Source organism: Paenibacillus sp. JGP012 (assembly GCF_014203995.1).
GTDB lineage: Bacteria > Bacillota > Bacilli > Paenibacillales > Paenibacillaceae > Paenibacillus > Paenibacillus silvae.
The window spans coordinates 98,516-119,831 of the sequence record NZ_JACHKG010000008.1 but is presented as its reverse complement, the minus strand read 5'-3'; the positions used below and the strand labels follow the sequence as shown (position 1 = coordinate 119,831).

General features: G+C 44.9%; 19 protein-coding genes. 3 read left to right on the top strand and 16 right to left on the bottom strand.

The window, feature by feature from the left end; translation table 11 throughout:
- Position 1 precedes the first annotated feature (1 nt).
- From HNR77_RS12635 to metH, 5 genes are all read right to left on the bottom strand, one after another.
- Complete coding sequence (locus tag HNR77_RS12635; protein ID WP_184184531.1) at positions 2 to 850, bottom strand: deoxyribonuclease IV; 849 nt, start codon at positions 848 to 850, stop codon at positions 2 to 4.
- Positions 840 to 1,661 (bottom strand): Fpg/Nei family DNA glycosylase, encoded by an 822-nt coding sequence (locus tag HNR77_RS12630; protein ID WP_184184528.1) that lies wholly within the window; start codon positions 1,659 to 1,661, stop codon positions 840 to 842. Before HNR77_RS12630 ends, HNR77_RS12635 begins: the two co-directional genes overlap by 11 nt.
- Before the next feature lie 7 nt (positions 1,662 to 1,668).
- Entirely contained in the window at positions 1,669 to 2,478 is an 810-nt protein-coding gene (locus HNR77_RS12625) for a TIGR01457 family HAD-type hydrolase (protein ID WP_184184525.1), read from the bottom strand.
- A gap of 395 nt (positions 2,479 to 2,873) precedes the next feature.
- Positions 2,874 to 3,824: a ribonuclease Z gene (gene rnz, locus HNR77_RS12620; RefSeq protein WP_184184522.1), complete on the bottom strand. Its 951-nt coding sequence runs from the start codon at positions 3,822 to 3,824 to the stop codon at positions 2,874 to 2,876.
- A gap of 75 nt (positions 3,825 to 3,899) precedes the next feature.
- Positions 3,900 to 7,340, bottom strand: a complete 3,441-nt coding sequence (gene metH, locus HNR77_RS12615; protein ID WP_184184519.1) for a methionine synthase — start codon at positions 7,338 to 7,340, stop codon at positions 3,900 to 3,902.
- Positions 7,341 to 7,518: 178 nt separating this feature from the next.
- Between metH and HNR77_RS12610 the strand changes: the two genes are divergently transcribed.
- Complete coding sequence (locus HNR77_RS12610; RefSeq protein ID WP_145401808.1) at positions 7,519 to 8,064, top strand: cupin domain-containing protein; 546 nt, start codon at positions 7,519 to 7,521, stop codon at positions 8,062 to 8,064.
- 157 nt (positions 8,065 to 8,221) lie between these two features.
- On the opposite strand, the gene HNR77_RS12605 is transcribed toward HNR77_RS12610, so the two are convergent.
- Positions 8,222 to 8,896: a GntR family transcriptional regulator gene (locus HNR77_RS12605; protein ID WP_145401806.1), complete on the bottom strand. Its 675-nt coding sequence runs from the start codon at positions 8,894 to 8,896 to the stop codon at positions 8,222 to 8,224.
- Between the two features lie 461 nt (positions 8,897 to 9,357).
- Here HNR77_RS12605 and HNR77_RS12600 point away from each other — a divergent pair, with 461 nt between their 5' ends.
- Entirely contained in the window at positions 9,358 to 9,858 is a 501-nt protein-coding gene (locus HNR77_RS12600; protein WP_260410550.1) for a DUF4830 domain-containing protein, read from the top strand.
- Between the two features lie 176 nt (positions 9,859 to 10,034).
- Here HNR77_RS12600 and HNR77_RS12595 read toward each other — a convergent pair whose 3' ends face one another.
- The 7 genes from HNR77_RS12595 to HNR77_RS12565 all read right to left on the bottom strand — a co-directional run bounded on the left by HNR77_RS12595 (position 10,035) and on the right by HNR77_RS12565 (position 16,325).
- Positions 10,035 to 11,678 (bottom strand): ABC transporter substrate-binding protein, encoded by a 1,644-nt coding sequence (locus HNR77_RS12595; RefSeq protein WP_397366688.1) that lies wholly within the window; start codon positions 11,676 to 11,678, stop codon positions 10,035 to 10,037.
- Positions 11,679 to 11,718: 40 nt separating this feature from the next.
- On the bottom strand, positions 11,719 to 12,591 hold the full coding sequence (locus tag HNR77_RS12590; RefSeq protein WP_184184516.1) for a carbohydrate ABC transporter permease: 873 nt from the start codon (positions 12,589 to 12,591) through the stop codon (positions 11,719 to 11,721).
- Between the two features lie 12 nt (positions 12,592 to 12,603).
- The gene (locus HNR77_RS12585; RefSeq protein ID WP_260410554.1) at positions 12,604 to 13,533 is read right to left on the bottom strand and encodes an ABC transporter permease; all 930 of its coding nucleotides are present in this window, start codon (positions 13,531 to 13,533) and stop codon (positions 12,604 to 12,606) included.
- A 643-nt stretch (positions 13,534 to 14,176) separates the two neighbouring features.
- The gene (locus HNR77_RS12580; RefSeq protein ID WP_184184510.1) at positions 14,177 to 14,968 is read right to left on the bottom strand and encodes an HAD family hydrolase; all 792 of its coding nucleotides are present in this window, start codon (positions 14,966 to 14,968) and stop codon (positions 14,177 to 14,179) included.
- A gap of 28 nt (positions 14,969 to 14,996) precedes the next feature.
- A complete protein-coding gene (locus HNR77_RS12575) occupies positions 14,997 to 15,509 on the bottom strand; it encodes a vitamin K epoxide reductase family protein (protein WP_145401804.1) in 513 nt (170 codons plus the stop codon).
- A 132-nt stretch (positions 15,510 to 15,641) separates the two neighbouring features.
- Entirely contained in the window at positions 15,642 to 15,851 is a 210-nt protein-coding gene (locus HNR77_RS12570; protein ID WP_110896779.1) for a DUF896 domain-containing protein, read from the bottom strand.
- A gap of 96 nt (positions 15,852 to 15,947) precedes the next feature.
- Positions 15,948 to 16,325: a LysM peptidoglycan-binding domain-containing protein gene (locus HNR77_RS12565; protein WP_184184507.1), complete on the bottom strand. Its 378-nt coding sequence runs from the start codon at positions 16,323 to 16,325 to the stop codon at positions 15,948 to 15,950.
- A 475-nt stretch (positions 16,326 to 16,800) separates the two neighbouring features.
- On the opposite strand from HNR77_RS12565, the gene lexA reads away from it, so the two are divergent.
- Positions 16,801 to 17,427 carry a transcriptional repressor LexA gene (lexA, locus tag HNR77_RS12560; protein ID WP_090916776.1) on the top strand — a complete coding sequence of 209 codons (627 nt, stop codon included), beginning with the start codon at positions 16,801 to 16,803 and terminating at the stop codon, positions 17,425 to 17,427.
- 148 nt (positions 17,428 to 17,575) lie between these two features.
- Here lexA and HNR77_RS12555 read toward each other — a convergent pair whose 3' ends face one another.
- From HNR77_RS12555 to HNR77_RS12545, 3 genes are all read right to left on the bottom strand, one after another.
- Entirely contained in the window at positions 17,576 to 18,877 is a 1,302-nt protein-coding gene (locus HNR77_RS12555; RefSeq protein ID WP_184184504.1) for an aldehyde dehydrogenase, read from the bottom strand.
- A 193-nt stretch (positions 18,878 to 19,070) separates the two neighbouring features.
- Positions 19,071 to 19,415, bottom strand: a complete 345-nt coding sequence (locus HNR77_RS12550; RefSeq protein WP_184184501.1) for a hypothetical protein — start codon at positions 19,413 to 19,415, stop codon at positions 19,071 to 19,073.
- Positions 19,416 to 19,788: 373 nt separating this feature from the next.
- Positions 19,789 to 21,267: a family 43 glycosylhydrolase gene (locus HNR77_RS12545; protein WP_184184498.1), complete on the bottom strand. Its 1,479-nt coding sequence runs from the start codon at positions 21,265 to 21,267 to the stop codon at positions 19,789 to 19,791.
- Between the last annotated feature and the right edge of the window lie 49 nt (positions 21,268 to 21,316).

Here is a 21,316-nt window from a genome sequence, read left to right as displayed (position 1 = left end):
CTTATAACCAGGAACGCATGATCTTTATATCCTCACGATGCGTTCCATCTTCTCCTGCTTCTGTCTCCAGCACAACAACCGATTGATGAATCTCCGGAGATTGCAGCAGACTTTGCATGGAAGAATAACCGATCTCTCCCTGACCAATCCTCGCATGCCTGTCTTTGTTCAAGCCGGAGGCGTATTTGGAATCATTAAAATGAACAGCCGCCAGTGCATCCCAGTACCCAAGCTGCCTGCCCTTATCCAGTAAAGCCGCCTCATCTCCGGCAGTCCACATCCCTGAAGCAAAAGCATGACATGTGTCGAAACAAAAAGCAATATGTTCCGGGTACCGGCTTAGCTTGCGAATCTGTATCATCTCTTCCATCGTTGTTCCCATAGGCCCATGATCGCCCGCTTGATTTTCCAATAAAATCTTGGCTTCACCCTGCCACCGTTCGAGTACAGTATCCAGACAGTGAATCAGATTGTGGTACCCTTCCAGCGGGTCTCTGGCCTGAAGATGTCCAAAATGAACAACCGTTCCCACCGAGCCGCACGCATCCGAGATTTCAAGATCATTACGTATGGAATCAACTACAGCATGAAAACCCGCCTCTCCACGGGTCATGCCAAGCGCCGGATTCGTAGGATAAGGTGAATGGGCAATGGAGGCAAGTCCATGCGCTTCACACCAATCCCGGCACTGAGCAGCATCCTTCGGGTCAAAGCGTTTCAAGCTGAGACTGCGCGGGTTTTTCGGAAAATACTGAAAAGCCGTTGCTCCCATCTCATATGCCCGTTTGGCCGCTTGTACAAATCCCCCTCTGGTGCTGACATGTGCCCCGATGCCGGTTTTAGGCCTCATGCTGACAGTTCGGACAGAAAAATGCTTTTTTGCCCGTAATTTCAACACGCTCAATGGTTCCCCCGCAGCGCGGACAAGCCTCGCCTTCCCGATCATACACCCGACACTGCTCGTCAAACTTTCCGGTTTTAGTATCTCCCTGCATCAAAGGCATCTCCATATAACCACCCTCGGATGCGGCTTCACGCAGCACGGACTGCATCGCATGATACAGACGCTCCGTCAACTCGGGCGAGCTCGCGATATTCTGTGTTTTGGAGCTTGGTCTGAGACTCGCTGCAAAAGCAATCTCATCGGAATAACAGTTGCCAATGCCCGCAATAATATGCTGATTCACCAGCGTTGTTTTGAGTGTTCCCCGGCGTCCTTTGAGGAGGGAAGCGAAGCGTTCCAGATTCATTCGCCGGTCCAGCGGCTCCGGGCCCAGATCAGCCATGGCTGCTTCCGTTTCTTTCGAAGTCATCAGATGCAGATATCCGAGACGCAAGCCGATGAAAAACAGAATATGATCTCCAAATTGAAGCTCTACCTGTGTGGTGCGGTCAGGACGCTCGTCCTCCGTGCCCCAGAACAGCATGCCGCCCAGCATCAGGTGAAGCACCAGACGTTTGCCGTTCGCGAGGTGAAAAATCAGATGTTTTGCCCTGCGTTCGACAAAAATAATGCGGTTACCCGTCAGTTCACTTACGAAAACGTCCGTTGATGTATTAATCGTTTTCTCCCGATTCACAACGACACCGGTAATCAGTTTATCAAGTATATGCTCGGACAGTAACGTCCGGTAGTTTTCCATTTCCGGCAACTCTGGCATTCTTTATCTACTCCTTCTTGGAAGCTGGGTCTGCCTGTTCGGTCAGCCATGCAATCAGTGTATGCAAATCTTCAAAAACATGATCAGGACGTGCCTTGGCCGCCTGAATATGACCATCCATATTATCACGTGTTGTCACACCCGTCAGCACAAGCAGTGTCTCACAGCCGGCCGCTACACCTGCAGCAATATCTGTACGCATATTGTCACCAATAACCGCCGTTTCGTCAGCCTTCAGGTTCAGACGGCGAATGGCTGATCTCATAATGATACTTGAAGGTTTGCCGATAACGACGGGTTGTACACCCGTTGCCGCCTCGATCGCTGCTCCAATTGTACCTGCACCTGGCGTTAGACCGTCATCAGCCGGAAGCTGTAAATCCGGATTCGTCATAATAAACTGAGCTCCGCCATTAATCCAGCGAAGAGCCTTCGTTAGTTTTAGATAGGAAAAATCACGGTCAATCCCCTGGATTACATAATCCGGGTTATCCTCTGTCAGAACCAAACCAGCATCCTTAATCGCCTGAATCAGGCCGATCTCCCCGATACACGCCACCTTCGCTCCCGGAGCTTCTGCTGCAACATATTCAGCCGCGGCCACCGCAGAGGTACACACCTGAGAAGCATCAGCGGTAATGCCCATGCCGTTTAGATGATCCGCCACACCTTGAGGTGTACGCGAGGAATTGTTGGTCACAAACAAATAAGGCACACCTTGTTCTTGCAGTGTGCGAATAAGCTGATCAGCTCCATCAATTCGATGTCTGCCATGATACAGTGTACCATCCAGATCGATCAGATAAGCTTTGATCATACAAGCACTTCCTTTCTTCAATCCATTAACCGTTTATGCCATTAAAAAAATGCATGAAAACAAACCTATATCATATGTATTCAGGCATACAGGATGAATTTTGTTAACAGAGACACATAACGAGTCGAACCAAATCGAACTCAGACGTTTTCTCGCGCGCGCCTGCTGTACAAGCTTGTCATTTCCTGCGCTTTCCCGGAAAATAATTCAGATCATTTCCCTGCTCATATTGCCCATCCTACACGCTTTTTGACCAGATTGCAAAAGGGACCTCGGGAACAATTCTCCCTCAGTCCCGTCTCATTCGCCGGTTCTTGAAATCGTGCATTTCGCGCATCATCACATACGGTTCAGCTCCGCGTGTTGCACCATGACTTGCCTTTAATCCCCAGCCCTCAGTCTGAAGGTAATGAGTGCTGCTCACGATGAACAACAGGAATAAGCTGATGCTCATCAGCAAGCCTTGTGTTCGGGAAAATAGATTTAGCCTCTTCCAAAAGCGGTTGAAGCTGCTCTTCATCTTTGTAGCGTGAGCTGAAATGAGTCATGATAAGCTGACCCACATTAGCCGCTCGGGCCGCTTCCGCCGCTTCTATGGATGTACTATGGTAGTACTCATGAGCAGTATCCGCAAGATCATGCATGAACGTCGCTTCATGAACGAGGACATCGGCATTCTGTGCCAGGGGTTGAACATTAGCGCAAGGACGGGTATCGCCCAGTATGGTGATCACCATTCCGCGTTTGGGTGCTCCCAGCACATCCTCGGGACGCACGGTCTCTCCGCTATCCAATAAGATCGGTTCCCCCCGCTTTAATCTTCCAAACAAGGGACCCGGCTTCAGGCCAAATGCTGCTAGCTTTGCAGGATCAAGACTGCCAGGACGATCCTTCTCTGTCACGCGATACCCGTAACTGTCAATCCGATGCTCAAGCAAGGCGGCCTCTACAACAAAGCTGTCATCTTCAAAGACAATGCCGCCCGTATGCTCAACAATGTTCAGATCATAGTTCAGATGCGACTGACTAAGTTCCATCGTCGTTTTGATCATACGCTCTGTCCCTGGCGGTCCATATATCGTGAGTGGAGTTGTTCCGCCTTGATATGCTCTGCTGGAGAGCAGACCTGGCAATCCAAACACGTGGTCACCATGCAGATGAGTGATAAAAATCTTTTCCAATTTGCTTAATTTAAGCGGTGAGCTTAAAATCTGATGCTGTGTTCCTTCCCCGCAGTCGAACAACCACAAAGCTCTGCGTTCATCCAACATACGGAGCCCAATAGACGTTACATTCCGTTGCAGCGTAGGTACACCAGCATTCGTTCCCAGGAAATATAGTTCCATTCTGGATCGCACCTCTTTCTGTTGCCAGCAAAAAACCTCCGACCATGCGGAGGGCTTGCTTGACGACTAACGATTTTATGCTTTTTCGACGTTAAAATATTTGGCCTGAGGATGGCTGAATACCATCGCAGACACCGATGCTTCCGGTTCCATCATGAAACCTTCCGTTAATTCTACTCCAATATCTTCAGGCTGCATCAGCTTGAACAGCGGTCCCTGATCCTCCAGATCCGGGCAGGCTGGATATCCAAAGGACACACGAATACCCTGATAACGCGCACCATGACGCTGCTTCATGGTCATGTCGGCCGGGTCCGGGAAACCCCATATATCCCTCATCATATGATGCACGCGTTCTGCCAAACCTTCCGCTACTTCAAGCGCTACCGATTGCAGAGCGTGTGAACGGAGATAATCCCCTTGATCCTTCCAAGCCGTAGAAAGTTCACGTACGCCATGTCCCGCAGTGACAACAAGGAAACCAACATAATCCATTTCACCGGATTCAACCGGCTTCAGGAAGTCGGACAAGCACAGGAAAGGCTCTACCTTTTGACGCGGGAACGTAAAGGTATGCAGAATGTTGCTTGTATCTTGCGGATCATAAATAATGACGCTATTGCCACTCGACTGGGCCGGGAAGAAACGATACATGGCATGCGCCTGAATAATTCCGTCTCTAACCGCTTCCTGCATAATGCCATCCACAACCGCTTTCAGATCGGTAGCCTTGGGATCGCCTGAAGCCAGAAGCTGCTCAACCGAGCCGCGCAGCCCCAGATGATGTCCCAGCAGCATCTGCATATTCACATACAGCAGGATGTGAGACAGCGGATAATTGCGAAGTGTATGCCGCTCCAGATCAGGCGGCACAAGCACCGGATGATCAGCGGAGATCGCTGAGCGCTCCACCCGTGTAAGCTCAGGCAGTGCCTGAACTTCACCTGCACTGGAAGCATCGGCTTCTTTTTCCGCATCCATCTCGGCCTGCATCGCTTCTCGCGTAACAGGATTCATCAGCTTATTCGCCAGATCGAGACCATCCATTGCATCCTTCGCATACACAACCATACCATTATATTCAGGACGAATGCGGTTTTTGGTGAACTTGCGTGTTAACGCTGCTCCCCCGACCATAATCGGCACATCAATGCCAGCTGTACGCAAATCCTGAGCGGTGAGAATCATCTGTTGAGCCGATTTAACAAGCAGCCCTGACAGGCCGATCGCATCAACCTTCTCTTCTCGATAAGCCTCGATAATACGCTCTGGTGGTACTTTTATACCCAAATTAATGATCCGGTAACCGTTGTTGGACAAGATGATTTCCACCAGGTTTTTGCCGATGTCGTGTACGTCCCCTTTAACGGTAGCCAGAATGATCTTTCCTTTTACGGAAGTTTCATTTTTCTCCATAAACTGCTCCAGATACGCTACGGAAGCCTTCATCACTTCTGCACTTTGAAGCACCTCTGCTACAATTAACTCATTGTTGTTGAACAGACGTCCGACTTCCTCCATGCCCCGCATCAATGGACCATTGATCACTTCGAGCGCGGAATATTTGGCGAGAGCCTGCTCCAGATCGGGCAGCAGCCCTTCTTTGCTGCCTTCCACCACATAGGATGCAAGCCGTTCTTCCAGCGAAAGATTGGAGATTTTCTCTTTTTTCTCGACCTTTTTGTTGCGGAATGCCGCTACGAAGGCTGCAAGTGTATCATCATTTGTGTTATATAAAAGCTCTTCCGAGAGTCTGCGCTCTTCTTCCGGAATGGATGCATAACGCTCCAGCTTTTCGGTATTTACGATGGCATAGTCCAGTCCAGCCTTGGTACATTCGTACAGAAATACGGAGTTCAACACCTCACGGCCCGCTTCGGGCAGACCAAAGGAGATGTTGCTGATTCCGAGAATCGTGTGACACTCCGGCATGGCTTCTTTAATAATACGAATGCCTTCAATCGTTTCTTTGGCAGAACCGATGTATTGCTCGTCTCCTGTGCCCACCGGGAATACCAGTGTATCAAAAATAATATCCTCCGGCTTCAAGCCGTACTTGTTCACCAGCAGGTCATACGAACGCTTCGCCACTTCCAGCTTGTCCTCACGACTGATCGCCTGACCGCGCTCATCAATGGTTCCGACAACCACTGCTCCGCCGTATTTATGCAGCAGCGGGGTGACCAGCTCAAACTTTTCTTCCCCATCCTCAAGGTTAATGGAGTTAATGATCGCCTTCCCTTGAGAATATTGAAGAGCCGTATCAATAACTGCCGCATCTGTGGTGTCAATCATGAGCGGCACCTTGACCTTTTTGACAACAAGCTCAAGGAACTTGATCATATCTTCCGTTTCCTCACGGTCAGGGTCCTGCACGCAAACGTCAACGATATGTGCTCCATTTTTCACTTGAGCCCGAGCGATCTCTGAAGCTTCCTCGTACTTGCCTTCGACAATCAACCGCTTGAATTTGCGTGAACCCAGTACGTTGGTACGCTCACCAACCATATAAGGGCGATTATCCTGCTCGACATATACCGGGTCGATCCCGGACAATGCGGGCGGATGTGTTCCGTTCAATTCTCTTGGGGGGTACTTGGCAAGCGTGTCACGCATAGCCCGAATATGAGCCGGCGTTGTTCCACAGCACCCGCCTGCAATGTTCAGCCAGCCTTGTTCGGCAAAAGCCCCGATCTTCTGTGCGAGCGAATCCGGAGATTCGTGATAGTTCCCGTTTTCATCAGGAAGCCCTGCGTTGGGATAACAACTCACAGCGACAGACGCCATGCCAGACAGGGAACGAATATGGTCACGCATGAATTCCGGACCTGTCGCACAGTTTAATCCCACCGAAATCGGGTTAAGGTGTTCTAGGGATATATAAAAGGATTCAATGTTCTGACCTGCCAGCGTCGTACCCATCGGTTCAATCGTTCCTGAGATCATCAGAGGCAGCTTGATGCCACTTTGATCAAAAGCTTGCTGTATGCCAATGCTTCCTGCCTTGACATTGAGGGTATCCTGCGAAGTTTCGAGCAGTAGCGCATCAACGCCTCCCTCTATTAAAGCAAGAGCCTGCTCGAAATAGCTGTCAACCAGCTCCTGGAACGTTACGCCTCCCGTCACGGACAACGTTTTGGTTGTTGGCCCCATTGCGCCAACGACATAACGTGGTGACTCTGGTGTGGAAAAACGATCCACGGCTGCTTTTGCAATTCGGGCTGCTTCCAGATTAATTTCGCGTGCACGATCTTGAATATCGTATTCAGCAAGAACGACAGAAGTCGCACCAAATGTATTGGTCTCGATTAAATCGGCACCGGCTTCCAGATAATCCTCATGTATTCGTTGGATTAAATCCGGGCGTGTCAGCACCAGCATTTCATTACATCCATCCAGATCTTCACCGCCAAAATCTTCGCTGGTCAGATCCACCTGTTGAATCATCGTCCCCATTGCGCCGTCGAGGATTAATATTCGTTGTTTTAATGCATCGTGTAGACTAAGCTTATCCAATATCTTCACCCCCGCAAAACGTTAAATCTTAGTTTAACAGAAACTTACTTATTGTGAAAGATCGGTTTTGCTCCCGAATGGCGGCGAATTCACAGGAATACAGGCCAATTGTGAATCGACAAAAGTCAGGCAATCCGATATAATATCAATTAATCCAAGTGGAAAAGAGGGAAAGATCATGGCTGAAATTGTTATCCGAAATACGAACGAACGCATCACTGGAGACGAAAACGTTCGAAATTTCTTGAACAAATATGATGTATTATACGAAAAATGGGACGCTTCCAAATTAAGCCCGGAGCTGCAGAATAACTTCGGCTTAACGGATGATCAGAAGCAGCAGGTATTAGAAACCTACGATTACGAAATCAAGGATTTGGCCGCACGCCGCGGTTATCAAATCTGGGATGTCATCACTCTTTCAGAGCAAACACCCGACATCGAAGAAAAGCTCGCTAAATTTGAAGAAATCCACACCCATGCAGAAGATGAGATTCGTGCAATTGTCGCAGGTAAAGGCATTTTTGTGATTAAGGCGACAGATGACACAGGTTACTTTAATGTAGAATTGTCTCCTGGAGACGTCATTTCTGTTCCCGAGAACACACCGCATTTCTTCACATTGATGGAGAACAAACAAATTATTGCCGTGCGCCTGTTTATCGAAAAAGACGGCTGGATCGCCGATCCATATCCTGATCCAACGTTTATCAAGAACGCCTAAGATGACTTCGGCTCTCTTAGCGATATGATTCCATCTCTTTTTATACCGTACAACAGAATTTTTGCACCTCATTATATAATTTAAGAGTTCTATGTATAAATCTACCCCCTGCTCTTAGGAACAGGGGTTGTTCTGTGTCCGCTAGATAATGTGTTGGCTAGATAAAATAATGAGGATATTTTGCCTTTAGCATCTCCTGTTCAACCACGACAAGCCGCAGATGTGCTTCCATCACCTGAACAGCTTGCTCCGTCTTACGCTCCGTCACCAGCCGCAAAATCTCTTTATGCTGAGATATAACGACTTCAAGGTTCGAATCCTCTGCAAGCCGCAGCAAACGAAGCCGATTAAACGGCATATTCAGCTGCTGCAGCATCTTCCAGGTTCTCAGCTTCCCGGTTCCCTGAAACAAGATTTGATGAAACTCCTCGTCCAGCTCAAACAGTCGATAAAAATTGTTTTTACCTACGCACACTTCCTGCATCGCAATGTTCGTTTCCAGTCTGAATACGTATTCTTCCGGGAATGAAGCGCATGCCAGGGTGACAATCTCCTTCTCCATCTTCTCGCGCATAAAGCGGCCTTCTTCCACATGCTCCAGGTTAATGTGTGACACAATCGTGCCGCTCTGCGGGATAATATCGAGCAGCTCTTCCTCTGCTAGCTTCATAAAAGCCTCTCTTACCGGAGTTCGGCTGACTTGCAGCTCATCTGCAATTTCTTTTTCTGAAATCTTGGTACCGGGTTTCAGCTCCAGATGCAGAATCCGTTCTTTGACCAAATTATAGGAATAAGCCCTTGTCGAGCCTCTCATTTTCTGATTAAGTGACATGCCTTGACCTCTTTCTCTCAGCCATATTCCTTCATATTAGCACAAACTGCCGTTCCACTTAAATATCTTTAGCGAAACGGCAGTTTGGCATAAATATTTCAAGTTATTTTTTCAACTATTGCAGCTCAGCTCCAAACAAACCCTTGATGTGTAGAAGGGTAATAACTCTCGGTGACTTAAGTGTACAACCGCATCAAACTTTGGGAAAAAGACTCCACCCAGCGTTTGGATCCATGGCTGCGCTTGACGAGATAGGAAGCCATTTCGCAATAACGATTGGCTCGTTTGGCGGAAGACAGCATGACAAAATCCAGTGGACAAAGCTAAAACATAGATGTAAAAATAATTTTTTTAAAAAACAAGGCAATCCAAAAACGGTGAAAGTATTTTGTTAATACATTTATAGGGTGAGTGCAACTCTGCGTTGATTCGAGCCGTCAACATTTATAGGAGGGGATGAAATGATGCGTATTACAAAAATAAGTGTTCTTATAGGGCTTTTGTTTTTGCTCCTTTCTGCATGTGGAAATGGGGCTACAGATGACGATAAAAACGCTGAACAATATCTTGAACAGTATGGTTATCAAATAACTTCTAGGCAAGGTCAAGTTGAGAAATATATCTTAGAAAAGAGCAAACTTAGTGGGAGCACCGAAAACATACCTTATCAGCAAAGCTGGGGGGTTCAATCTGTTGATCCTGATAAATATTTTGGAAAAGAAATTACCATTTATCAGTTTACAGTGAGTAATCATCCTCTTGAAAAAAAATATAATACGGAGACTACAGTCAATGTCATGCTTTGTGAAGGGAATGTCATTGGAGGAGCTTCCATGCCAGCTCGAGGAAATGCGGTTCTGATGGGAGCTCCTTATTCACTTGAAGGACAAACGTTAGAGGAAGTAAATAAAATGAGTTTTAAAGAATGGTCTGAAATATGGAAAATGAAATATGGTAGCTAATTGAACTAAATGGAACATGTATGAAAAAAAAGCGCCAGTTTCGGACAACTCGTCCTAGGCTGCCGCTTTTTTGACTTATACCAAGCTGAAAAACCAAAACTTGTCCCAAGACTTGACAACGGGTATCCAGTTCTCAAACGTTTCATTCCATATTAACTTATGCTGTTAAAGTTGAGTTATTTTTTGTTTTCTTTATATGTCTTGTAAGTGTCATTGGCCAGCTTCACATAGTTCGACAAGCCCTGACTCTCCAGCTCTTTGATAAATGTATCGTACTCAGACAATTTACGTTCACCCAAAATAAATTTCAAGGTATTCTGGTCTGTATAGTCTTTCAGCGGTGTGCTAAGCAGGGTGACACGCTCCCGATCCTCGGATGAATACGGAATTGGCGGTTCAGCTGGAATAACCTCTTTTGTTTCCTGCATGTTTTTCTGGAACACAAGCTCCTCTTCACTAAACATGGATTGCAGCAAATCTGTTGTTCCGCCATAAGCGAACACCCCGCCAGAGAAACCGAAATCAATACGAAGGTCTTTGGTTCCCTTTGGATTCAAACCGTTGTAGTTGATGTCATCTGCTAATTTGCGTTTTCCACCTTCTTTGGTGAAGGTCTCGTTCTCTACACCCCACTTGGCGAATTCCTGTCCTTCATCACTGTAGTACAACCAATCAATGAATTGTAATATAGCTTTGAAATGGTCGCTATCTTTAATTTTACCCGAGATCATCACACCGTTTTCAAGTCTTGAACCAGACATTAACTGTCCTTTGGGTCCTCCCGGAACAGTAATTTTGGCAATCGAGAATTTGCCTTCACCAAGCGTTTTGTTCATATCATTCCGATGCAGCACCAGCGTCTGTGAGTTGCCGTTAATCATAAAGGATTTACCCGATACGAACTTCTGAATAGCCTGATCATCATCTTGTGTGAAGCTTTCTTTATCGAGCAGCCCTTCTGCTACCATCTTGTTAAAAAACGTGAGCAGTTCCTTGTACTCAGGTGTCGTAGCCGTGTATACGAATTCGTCCTGATCTGCCTTATAAGTCAAGCCGTTTCCATAACCCCAGCCAGCCTTGGTGCCAAAACCGGTAGCTGCAATGCCGAGCGTACTTTTAAACTTGAAGCTATCCGAGAACGGAATGGAGTCGGGATAGATTTCTTTTAACTTTTTCGCAGCCTCATATAGCTCATCCCAGGTTGTAGGAATAGCAATATTGTTGTCTTTAAACAAATCTGTTCTTACAATCAGCGTATAATCCGGCCATACGGCCTCATGCAAGCCCGGCAGCACGTAATACTTGCCATCCTCTTGGCGAAGGCTTTCAAGATCAGGCTCCAGATTCCACTTTTCCACCTTATCCTTGAAGTTAGGCATTAAATCAATGTAGTCGCTAATCGGAAGAATCGCTCCCGAGGATACAAAAGCAGCCTCTTCCCCCGGGTAGGTCTTCGGAATAACAAGCGGTGCATCACCCGAGCTGATCAGAAGGGATCTTTTTTGTGGATAATCACTCATCGGCACAATTGTTGGTTCCAGCGTGACACCCGTCAACTCTGTAATTTTTTCGAATAACATCCAATCTTTTTTGTATGGGTAGATCGGGTGATCACTGTACAAAATAGACAGATTAAACGGCTCCGTTGCTTTGAACGTATCACCGACGTTATAACTCTCCATCGCGGCTTTTGTTGACACCTCCGAGACATCCGGCCCTGTTCCAGCACCGCTGCTGCACGCAGCGAGTACAGCAGACATTGTCATTGCCAAAATCATTTTGCCAAGCATTTTTCGTGGCTTTCTGCTCAAACCGTTCATCCCCTTTAATCTATTTTGTTTTGAACCAGGTCTACTGTTGTTACTGCTTAACAGAGCCCAGCATGATACCGGTTACAAAATATCGCTGTACAAACGGATAAATCGTCAAAATCGGCAGGATGGTCAAAACCATGGTCACCGATTTGATGTTGGCAGCAATCTGGGTCAAGTTATCCGCAGAGGTCGCACCGGCAGTGGCCCCGCTCGTCGCTCCGGCAATCATGTTGCGCAAGTAGATCGTAACCGGAAACAGCTCTTTTTTGTCCAGATACAAGAAAGCCGGAAACCAGGAGTTCCAGTGTGCAACCGCGTAAAACAACACCATCGTAGCCATAACCGCTTTACTGAGAGGCAAAATGATACGCAGCAAGATGCCATAAGTGCTCAAACCGTCAATTGCAGCAGCTTCCTCTAACTCTTCAGGCATGTTTTCAAAAAAGGATTTCATAATCAGCATGTTATATATGCTTATTGCACCCGGGACCACCAGGGCCCACATGGTGTTATTGAAGCCAAGGGAATTAATCAGCACGTAGTTTGGAATAAGCCCGCCGCTGAAGAACATCGTAAATACGGCAAACATCGTTAGAAATTTACGTCCCATCAGTCTCTTCTTGGACAGTGCGTATGCAAAGATCGTTGTCATAAACATAGAGATTAATGTACCTACCACCGTATAAACGACCGTGTTTTTATAGTTCATCCAGAACATGCCGTCCTTGGAAATGGTTTTATACGTATCCACATTGAACCCGCGTGGGAACAGACTCACCTTGCCTGAGTTGATATACGCTTCACTGCTGAAGGATTGCGCAACAACGTTCAGGAACGGGTACAGCGTAATAAAAACGATAAACAGCAAAAATGTGACATTAAACACCTTAAACACCTTGTATGATCTCGATTCCTGCATGATGCTCCTCCTCTACCACAAGCTTCGCTCGGTCAATTTACGTGAGATGGCGTTTACAGTGAACACCAGAGTCAGCCCAATCACTGATTCAAACAAACCAATGGCTGTAGCGTAACTGAAGTTACTGGATTCAAGACCCACACGGTACAAATAAGTCGATATTACATCGGAAGTTTCATAGATCAGCGGATTGTACAGGAGCAGGATTTTCTCAAAACCTACTGCCAGGAAGTTACCCATGTTCAGGATGAGCAGCGTTACAATCGTTGGCAAAATGCCTGGAATGGTGACATGAATGGTTTGCTTCCAGCGATTCGCTCCGTCAATCCGTGCGGCTTCATACAACGAATCATCAATGGTGGTTAGCGCCGCCAGATACAATATGGCTCCCCAACCCATGCCCTGCCAGATTTCCGATGAGATATAGATTGTTCTGAACCACTCTGCTCGCTGCATAAACGGAATGTTATCCCCTGTAAAAAAAGCAACAAGCCCGTTAATTGAACCATTCACGGCTGTCAATTGCAGAATCATACCGGCCACGATAACGATGGACAGGAAGTGTGGCAGGTACGAGGCCGTTTGTACAAACTTTTTGAAGCGTTTGCTCTTCACCTCGTTGAGCATCAGTGCAAAAATAATCGGCATCGGGAACGTGAATAACAATGCAAGCCCGCCCAGCATCAGGGTGTTACTAAAGACTCGCCAGAAGGTCGGGTCCTCAATGAACATTTTGAAATAACGTAAACCTACCCAGGTCTCTCCAAATATACTGCCTCCCGGGACAAATCGTCTGAAGGCAATAATATTGCCCAGCATCGGACCGTATTTGAAAATAATCAGATAAATGATGGGAAGAACTAACAGTGAGTACAATTGCCAATCTTTACGAATCAATATGAGCGCTGTTTGCAGCCTGCTTTCTTTACGTGAAGATATCATTGGTAACGTTGCCTTGGATGTTTCTGACTCCATGTGTCATTCACTCCGATCCATAACTTGATTAACTAGATTCTGTGCTGCACCTTGTGACGTCTTTCTGCCTTACTTCAGTACGCAGAGACCGGGTCTGTTGTACATTTCACCCCACTACAAAACCAAGTGTAAGCGGCATCAAATTATCTTTTATGTACACTCAAACATATCTGCATGTGCTTCTGAAGCAAGTGAAACATGCTGATGTTTGAATGAGTCCAACAAGTACAATTTTTATAAAGCGCTTACAATTCATTGAAGTAAAACACAGCAATCATTGTTACTATTCATGTTGCACTCTGTTTTTCCATTCACAGATTGTCTGCTACTGTACTGTTCAGATGAGCTAGATATTTAAAACGACATTGTCAACGAACCTCTTCTGAAATACTAGTCATACTAGTATGTTAGTTTTATTTTAAAACAGAGCCTTCTTAATTTCAATATTTTTCCCAATAAATCATACAAATCACTTCTAACAGTAAGCAAAAGATACTCATAAATTGGATGAAAATAAAAAAACACTGGTTAATGCATGAACGAAGTCGATATCATTCATGTCATAACCAATGTTTAATTTAAAGAGAAAAGAAAGAAAATTTAATCACACTTAAAAATTAGCAATCAGCTCTTCTAATTCAGATAAGTGCTTAATTTCGTGATCTGGGGAATAGGTTTCATTGTTGATTTTGTTTTCGCGATTAATCCATACTGCACGAATACCTGAAGACAACGCACCACGGATATCCGTAGTTAGTTTATCTCCAACCATCATGCCTTCTTCTGGCTTCACACCCAGTTTGCTTAAAGCGTGTTGAAAAATGGACGGATCGGGCTTGCCTCTCCCAAAGCTGCCCGAGATGATAATCTCATCAAAGAACGGAGATAACTCAGGAACACCATCCAGCTTCTCCTGCTGTAACGCAGGACATCCATTCGTCAGAAGCAGTAATTTGTATTTTCCATGCAGATGACGCAGTGTATCCATTGTTTCTTCATAAACATGAGGTCTGGATCGGCGCTCTGCCCCGAACTGCGAAGCAAGTCGCTCTGCAAGTTCTTCCTGATCTACACCAAGCTTTAACAAGCCACGGCGCCAGGACTCCTTACGGTAGATTGGAGCCAATTGTTCCAGCTGGCGGAATTCCGGCTGCTCTCCAGCGGTGAAATTAGCCCATAGGCCTTCAAAAGGATTAATTCCAATCATTTTGGTAAAAGGAAATGTCTCATAGGACTCATAAAGCTCACGTGCTTCATTACGAACAGCCTCTTCGAGCGCTTCGGCGTCAACCCCGGTCTCGTTCGCTGCAACTAAACAAGTTTCATGAAAAGCCTCTCGAACACTGCGTTCGTCCCACAATAAAGTATCATCCAGGTCGAACATAATCGCTTTCAACGCCATGCTGCTCATCTGCCCCTTTATACATTAATTACTTATCAATGGTTTCTACGGTGATCTGGTGTGCTTTTGCAAATTTCAACAATCGCTCTGTCATTGCATCCGTATCGTAACGGTTTAACAGCTTGGTGAAGACCCATCTCTTGCCACGGCTGTTATGTTCAATCACTACAGTGCCCGGTTCAAATCTGAATTTGATAATGTCATCAACCCCGATGGAACGTTCACGATTGCCCTTCGTTGTAATGATCCGGTTACTGCTGATTTTAATGTAAGGACGACGAAGCATAAAAATGACTGCCAGGAATACATAAAGCAGCATCGTTACCCAATCCCACGTTGTCATAGGCGCCTTCACTAAAAAAGTGCTCATGAACAGATACAAAAAGGCAAGACCAATTAGAAAGATAGGAAATAACAGGCTTCTACCCTTGAAAATATCTTCACCTGGATTTCCCGTAATTGGCTGACCATTTTTTTTACGCTGCTGATTCAATTGCTTCGAATTTTTCCGAACCGTTCTCTCGAACGAACGCCGTGACATGTAAATCCCCCTTATGTGTCTTGTATCGGCTTACATAACAACACGCAAACCGATATTCCCCCTTTATAGTAAGCAGCCTCAAATAGCATGAAGAAACCTAAATATCATTAAGATATGTTTAGGTTTCTGGAATTAATGTTTGAGTTTGCCTTGGTGGCCTTTGCCCTTGTCGTCATCTACAATTTCAATTGAATCCAGCTGCTGTCTGAAATTGTTACGAATGTTACCCAAATAAATCTCTCTTAGCTTGGCACGTTCAACAAGTTCTTCCTCTGACAGTCCAGTGGATTTCTGCTTGCGAGCCAATTCATTAATACGTGCTACCAGACTATCTATATCCAAGCTTGTCCCCTCCAAAAATACAAAGTCATATTAACTTTGACATGATAAGGGCTGCTTGTCAAGTTGGTACGCAGCAATGCCTGTTGATACGAATTTCTATTGAGCAAACTGAGGTAATATCAGAACTTGTCCAGTCTGAATTGTTGTTGATTCCAGCTGATTCACCTTTTTGATTGCTTCTATATATACCCTGGTGTCCATTGCTGCTGGCTTATGCTCCAAAGAGATGCTCCACAGTGTTTCCCCTTGAGATACAGCGATCTTTCCCCCTGGAAGTAAATCATTTTCGTTGCCGGCAAAAACGGTCAGTACTGTGCTGCAACCTATAAATATGATTAATGAAGCTATAGCTAGTTTGATTAATCCCGAGGAAAGCTTGAAACGCGCCATAAATGTTCTCAATTGCCCTATGTTAGACTTCACAGCTGCTGAATTTACCGGTTCATAAATGCTTTGATAAGTAGAATATCTCATGTGTATCCCGCCTCCAAACGTTTGTTCCTATCTCATGGAATCAATATAACACGAACATTTGTTTTGTTCAACAACTTTTTAGAACAATTGTTCGCTCTTTTTTCGATAATTTAACGACCTTTATCAGACAACGGAAACTTCTCCCATTATTAAGTCTAAATAAAGCAGCTTTTTATTGAAGTTTGATAACACAACTCAATATTTAAGTTTGAGAGAACGGATTCATACTGAGTCCTGGGAGAACAATTCTATATTAAGCATCTGCAGAACCATTTTTTTATACCGAGCATTGGCAGAACAATCGACAGCTATCAGAATTCATAATCTCAAGGAATTGCATATGTTCTTATCAGATCATGTCTTAATTTCGAAAAAAACACTGAAAACATGCGATTTGTTTAGAACTTATGTTTGTACGAACGGAGGTTCTATGTTATAATTTTCCCAAACGTTACTAAAATGGGGTTGATACGGTATGTCGAAGATATCCAGCAGGCAGCAGGCAATTCTGGAGTTTATACGAAATGAAGTCCGGTTGAAGGGGTATCCTCCTTCCGTACGGGAAATTGGCGAAGCTGTTGGACTGGCTTCCAGCTCCACGGTTCATGGTCATTTGGATCGTTTGGAGAAAAAGGGACTGATCAGACGCGACCCTACCAAGCCAAGAGCGATTGAGCTTTTGAGCCAGGAGGAGTCGGAGCATTCTCATCAATTTGCCCACAGCGTTGCACGAATTCCAGTTGTAGGTAAGGTTACAGCCGGGGTTCCGATTACAGCAACCGAGAATATCGAGGATTACTTCCCGCTTCCAACTCACTATGTTGGCGAACAGAAGGTGTTTATGCTTTCCGTTGTCGGGGACAGTATGATTGAAGCAGGAATCGTGAATGGAGATTATGTCATTGTTCGTCAACAGCAAACTGCGGATAATGGTGACATTGTCGTAGCTATGACTGAAGATGATGAAGCAACAGTGAAAACGTTCTATAAGGAGAAGGATCACATCCGCCTGCAGCCGGAGAATGCTACACTTGAGCCGCTTCGTTTGAAACATGTCAGCATTTTGGGCAAAGTTATCGGTCTTTTCCGTGATATTCATTAATACAACTAGTTTCTATATTTGTTATATTTCACGCCATATGAAAGAGGTTGCCCTGACTACAGGACAACCTCTTTTATTCACTTTCATAAGTTACAAACATGCGCATGTATAATGAAGTAAATTTATCTACCTTTTTGACAATATAAAATTATTTATTGCGTTTAAGTACGCTTTTGTGATGGGAGAATACTTCAAAGCTTTGCTGCCCATGATATGAACCCATACCGCTCTCGCCAACGCCGCCAAAAGGCAGATAATGCGAGGTCATATGGGACAAAGTTTCATTAATGCAGCCCCCGCCAAAGGAAACCTGTTTCAATACTTTCTCCTGCAAAGCCTCATCCTCCGTGAACAGATACAATGCCAGCGGTTTCGGACGACGTACAATTTCATCAAGCATCGGATTCAGGTCACTATACGTGAAGACAGGCAAAATAGGACCAAAAATCTCTTCCTGCATTACGGGTGAATCCCAATCGATATCAGTGAGAACAGTCGGTTCAATCATGAGCTGGTCGCGGCTCGAGCGGCCTCCCAGAACTGTTTTCCCATTTGCAAGAAAAGCAGCTAAACGATCAAAGTTACGAGTATTGACGATATGCGGGAAATCGGCATTTTGCATCATGTCATCACCAAACTTATCGTGCACCTCCGTCTGGATCTGTTCCATCAATTGATCATACACCTGCTCATGAACTAACAAATAATCCGGTGCTACACAGGTTTGTCCCGCATTCAGGAATTTACCTCGTACAAGACGTTGTGCTGCCCGTTGCAAATCCGCGTCATGATGCACAATCGCCGGACTTTTACCCCCGAGTTCCAGCGTTACCGGAGTCAAGTGCTCTGCTGCAGCTTTCATGACAATGCGACCTACTCCTGTACTGCCTGTAAAGAAAATATAATCAAATTTCTCATTCAGCAGCGCTGTGCTAGTTTCAACCTCGCCCTCCATAACAGCAATATACTCCTCTGGATATACCTCCTGTATAAGATCATAGATTAAACGAGACGTTGCAGGTGTAAGCTCAGAAGGTTTGATCACTGCACAGTTCCCTGCAGCAATAGCACCAATTAAAGGTCCAAACGCCAGCTGGAACGGATAATTCCAAGGGGCAATAATCAGAGCAACCCCGTATGGTTCAGGATAAATCGTGCTAACTGCATCCGGCATAACCGAGCTTGTTGGTACTGTACGCGGCGCAGCCCAGTCACGCAAATGCTCCAGCGCATGATCCAGCTCCCCCAATACAATGCGAATCTCGGAACCGTAACCTTCAGCTTCAGATTTATTCAGATCCGCTCGAAGAGCATCCAGAATGCGTTGCTGGTACTTTTCAATTCCTTGTCTCAAGTCTTTCAAAGCCTGAATGCGGTACTGCACTTGTTTCGTTTGTCCTGTATTAAAAAACATACGCTGTGTATCAACCAGTTGTTTTGCTTGATTCATATGAACATCTCCAAATCAATTATTTAAAATTATATTGCTTCAAATTTAAAATCAGTATACTCCTTATATATGAAACTATCAACATATATTTGAAACATAATTGATGTAAATTTCTGAAAACCCACTTTTTGAATGCACAAAGAAAGGACCAGCAGCCCTGCCACCCGTCCTTCTCGCTCGCGCGATCTCTTTATTATTTCCACTCTCTCTGTTTTATGTACTGTGCACCGTAAGCAACAATGAGGGTTGTTTCTTTCGTCACCTGCTGCACATCATGCGCAACCACCATCTCGCCGCTATAGTCGATATCAGACTTTTTACTTTTCACAAAAACACCGCAATCATTAACATAGATTTCATCAGGATGCTCACTGTCATATGCCAAGCTTGCAGGCAGTGGTTCCATTAAATCCGTGTAAGACCTCCTCATATCTTCTTCGGAAGCTTGCATTTTTGAAGTGCCATCAATTGTAACAGTCAATAAAGTAACACTGAATAACACAGCAGTTAAAGTAGAAAACATCCATTTTTCTCGCATAAGTACCCGCCTCTCTAGATTGAACTATCCTAGAATTTGATATGATTTGTTGAGTGCTTCACCAAAATTAACAAATAGACAAATGATTAGCACCATCGTTAAAGCTGCAATGAAGCCAATGATGCAGATTTTCCTCCAAAATGTATTGTTCATCGCTTTCACCCTTTACTCGTTGATATGCCTAGGATATAAACTCAGCTTCACGGTAGAAGGTTTGCTTTTATTTGTAAGTTCAATAAAAAATACTTTTATTAATGAACCGATGGCCTACTTGCGCTAAACACGTCTGCAGTTCCCCTCCCCCTATTGATCTGATTTTCACGTCTTCACAAAAAAGGACGGCACAAAACGCCGCCCTCACTTGATTCAAGCTTTAGTATACCTCAATTTCTGATAGCTGCATCAAGTAACCATCATTACCTACAGTTCTTAGATTGGTTGCTTGTACTCGAATCCGGTTAGTGGTATCCGAGAAGCCCCATGTAAACTCTTGGGCTGAATGATCCGGCTTTGTATAGTTGGTCTTACTGACTCTATCCAACCATGTGGATCCGTTCCACACTTGAATCTTGAAATCAATTGGGAAACCGTCCCCTTCATGTCCGCTGTCATTGCGAGGATAAAGAACAACTTTGGAAAATGTCTTGACATCTCCAAGATTGATTTCTATCCATTCTGTATGATTGGAGCTTTGACCAAGTTGACTGGAATAACCCATGAATCCACTGATTGAATTTCTTCTTTCGTCAACCGCTTTGGCTTTACCCCATCCGTAATTCTCAAGTGAACTTGATGCCGTTACGGCTTTAAATAAAGCTTTATTATTTGACGTATCGCTCCAAGACCAGTCAGAAGAATTCAAGCTCCAACTATCGTAGTAATTTGGAATGTACATGGTTTTTGCAGAGCTATTCACGGTCATTGGAAGCATGATATAGCGTGAATCAGCAAGATTACCTTGAGCCCATCGTCCACCGACATAAATAAAAGTATTACCTGCCCTGATGATATTCTGTGTCTGGGTATTGTAGGTATTGGTTTCAGGCGGGGCGACATCTACTCGATCTGACCAAGGACCTGCGAGCGACGTGGCCGTTTGGTACTTATTCCGATTAGTTGCCCAACCTGTCAGTTCCGAGCTGAGTAAATAATAGACTCCATTCACCTTCTGAACAGCTGGCGCCTCGATGTGTCCCAACGATGCGACTTCTGAATCCAAGTCGGTGTAGCTAGAATTCATTTTAAAAATCTTCAAGTTTCTAGCACCATTAACATCATCATCCGCAAACAAGTATCCAGTCCCATCATCATCTACCCAGGCTGTTTGATCACGTAATAATTTTCCAAGCATATTAGAGCTTCCTTTGTACGTATATGGCCCAGTGATAGAATCGCTCGTAGCAATGCCGACCTTACCTTCACCATATGATTCATTATCAATGTGAAGCCACATGACCCACTTTTTAGTTTCATTGTTATAAATAACATCACCGTTCTCAACAACTCGATTGGGCCCTAGATCACCAGATGTTTGATTAGCAAGAGCCACACCGACATATTCCCAATTCACAAGATCCGTAGATCGATAACAATTCATTCCTTGAAAATTATTATTCCCCCCCGTATTATTGCCTGTCCAATTCAGGCCAAACCAATAAAAGTAACCATCTGACCATGTAAAATTAGAGCCATACGCTTGAATCTGATTCCCATTCGTATCATACCAATGCGGGCCATTATTTATTGTATTTGTAGAGGCTTGTGCTTGAGTTCCGCCAAATAGCCCCCAAATTAATATGAACCATACTACGAAAAATGATGTTTTTGAAGCTTTGCTGAACATAAGATTCATCCGTTTTCCCCCCACTATAAATTAATATTTTCTCTCCCAATTAATGAAT

Bases quoted from the DNA above. Each gene is read 5' to 3' on its own strand.
- lexA (WP_090916776.1), top strand. From the start codon at position 16,801: ATGTCGAAGATATCCAGCAGGCAGCAGGCAATTCTGGAGTTTATACGA.
- HNR77_RS12585 (WP_260410554.1), bottom strand. From the start codon at position 13,533: ATGATATCTTCACGTAAAGAAAGCAGGCTGCAAACAGCGCTCATATTG.
- HNR77_RS12625 (WP_184184525.1), bottom strand. From the start codon at position 2,478: ATGATCAAAGCTTATCTGATCGATCTGGATGGTACACTGTATCATGGC.
- HNR77_RS12590 (WP_184184516.1), bottom strand. From the start codon at position 12,591: ATGCAGGAATCGAGATCATACAAGGTGTTTAAGGTGTTTAATGTCACA.
- HNR77_RS12595 (WP_397366688.1), bottom strand. From the start codon at position 11,678: ATGAACGGTTTGAGCAGAAAGCCACGAAAAATGCTTGGCAAAATGATT.
- HNR77_RS12605 (WP_145401806.1), bottom strand. From the start codon at position 8,896: ATGTCACTTAATCAGAAAATGAGAGGCTCGACAAGGGCTTATTCCTAT.
- HNR77_RS12635 (WP_184184531.1), bottom strand. From the start codon at position 850: ATGAGGCCTAAAACCGGCATCGGGGCACATGTCAGCACCAGAGGGGGA.
- HNR77_RS12550 (WP_184184501.1), bottom strand. From the start codon at position 19,415: ATGCGAGAAAAATGGATGTTTTCTACTTTAACTGCTGTGTTATTCAGT.
- HNR77_RS12600 (WP_260410550.1), top strand. From the start codon at position 9,358: ATGATGCGTATTACAAAAATAAGTGTTCTTATAGGGCTTTTGTTTTTG.
- HNR77_RS12630 (WP_184184528.1), bottom strand. From the start codon at position 1,661: ATGCCAGAGTTGCCGGAAATGGAAAACTACCGGACGTTACTGTCCGAG.
- rnz (WP_184184522.1), bottom strand. From the start codon at position 3,824: ATGGAACTATATTTCCTGGGAACGAATGCTGGTGTACCTACGCTGCAA.
- HNR77_RS12545 (WP_184184498.1), bottom strand. From the start codon at position 21,267: ATGAATCTTATGTTCAGCAAAGCTTCAAAAACATCATTTTTCGTAGTA.
- HNR77_RS12610 (WP_145401808.1), top strand. From the start codon at position 7,519: ATGGCTGAAATTGTTATCCGAAATACGAACGAACGCATCACTGGAGAC.
- HNR77_RS12565 (WP_184184507.1), bottom strand. From the start codon at position 16,325: ATGAGATATTCTACTTATCAAAGCATTTATGAACCGGTAAATTCAGCA.
- HNR77_RS12555 (WP_184184504.1), bottom strand. From the start codon at position 18,877: ATGAATCAAGCAAAACAACTGGTTGATACACAGCGTATGTTTTTTAAT.
- HNR77_RS12580 (WP_184184510.1), bottom strand. From the start codon at position 14,968: ATGGCGTTGAAAGCGATTATGTTCGACCTGGATGATACTTTATTGTGG.
- HNR77_RS12575 (WP_145401804.1), bottom strand. From the start codon at position 15,509: ATGTCACGGCGTTCGTTCGAGAGAACGGTTCGGAAAAATTCGAAGCAA.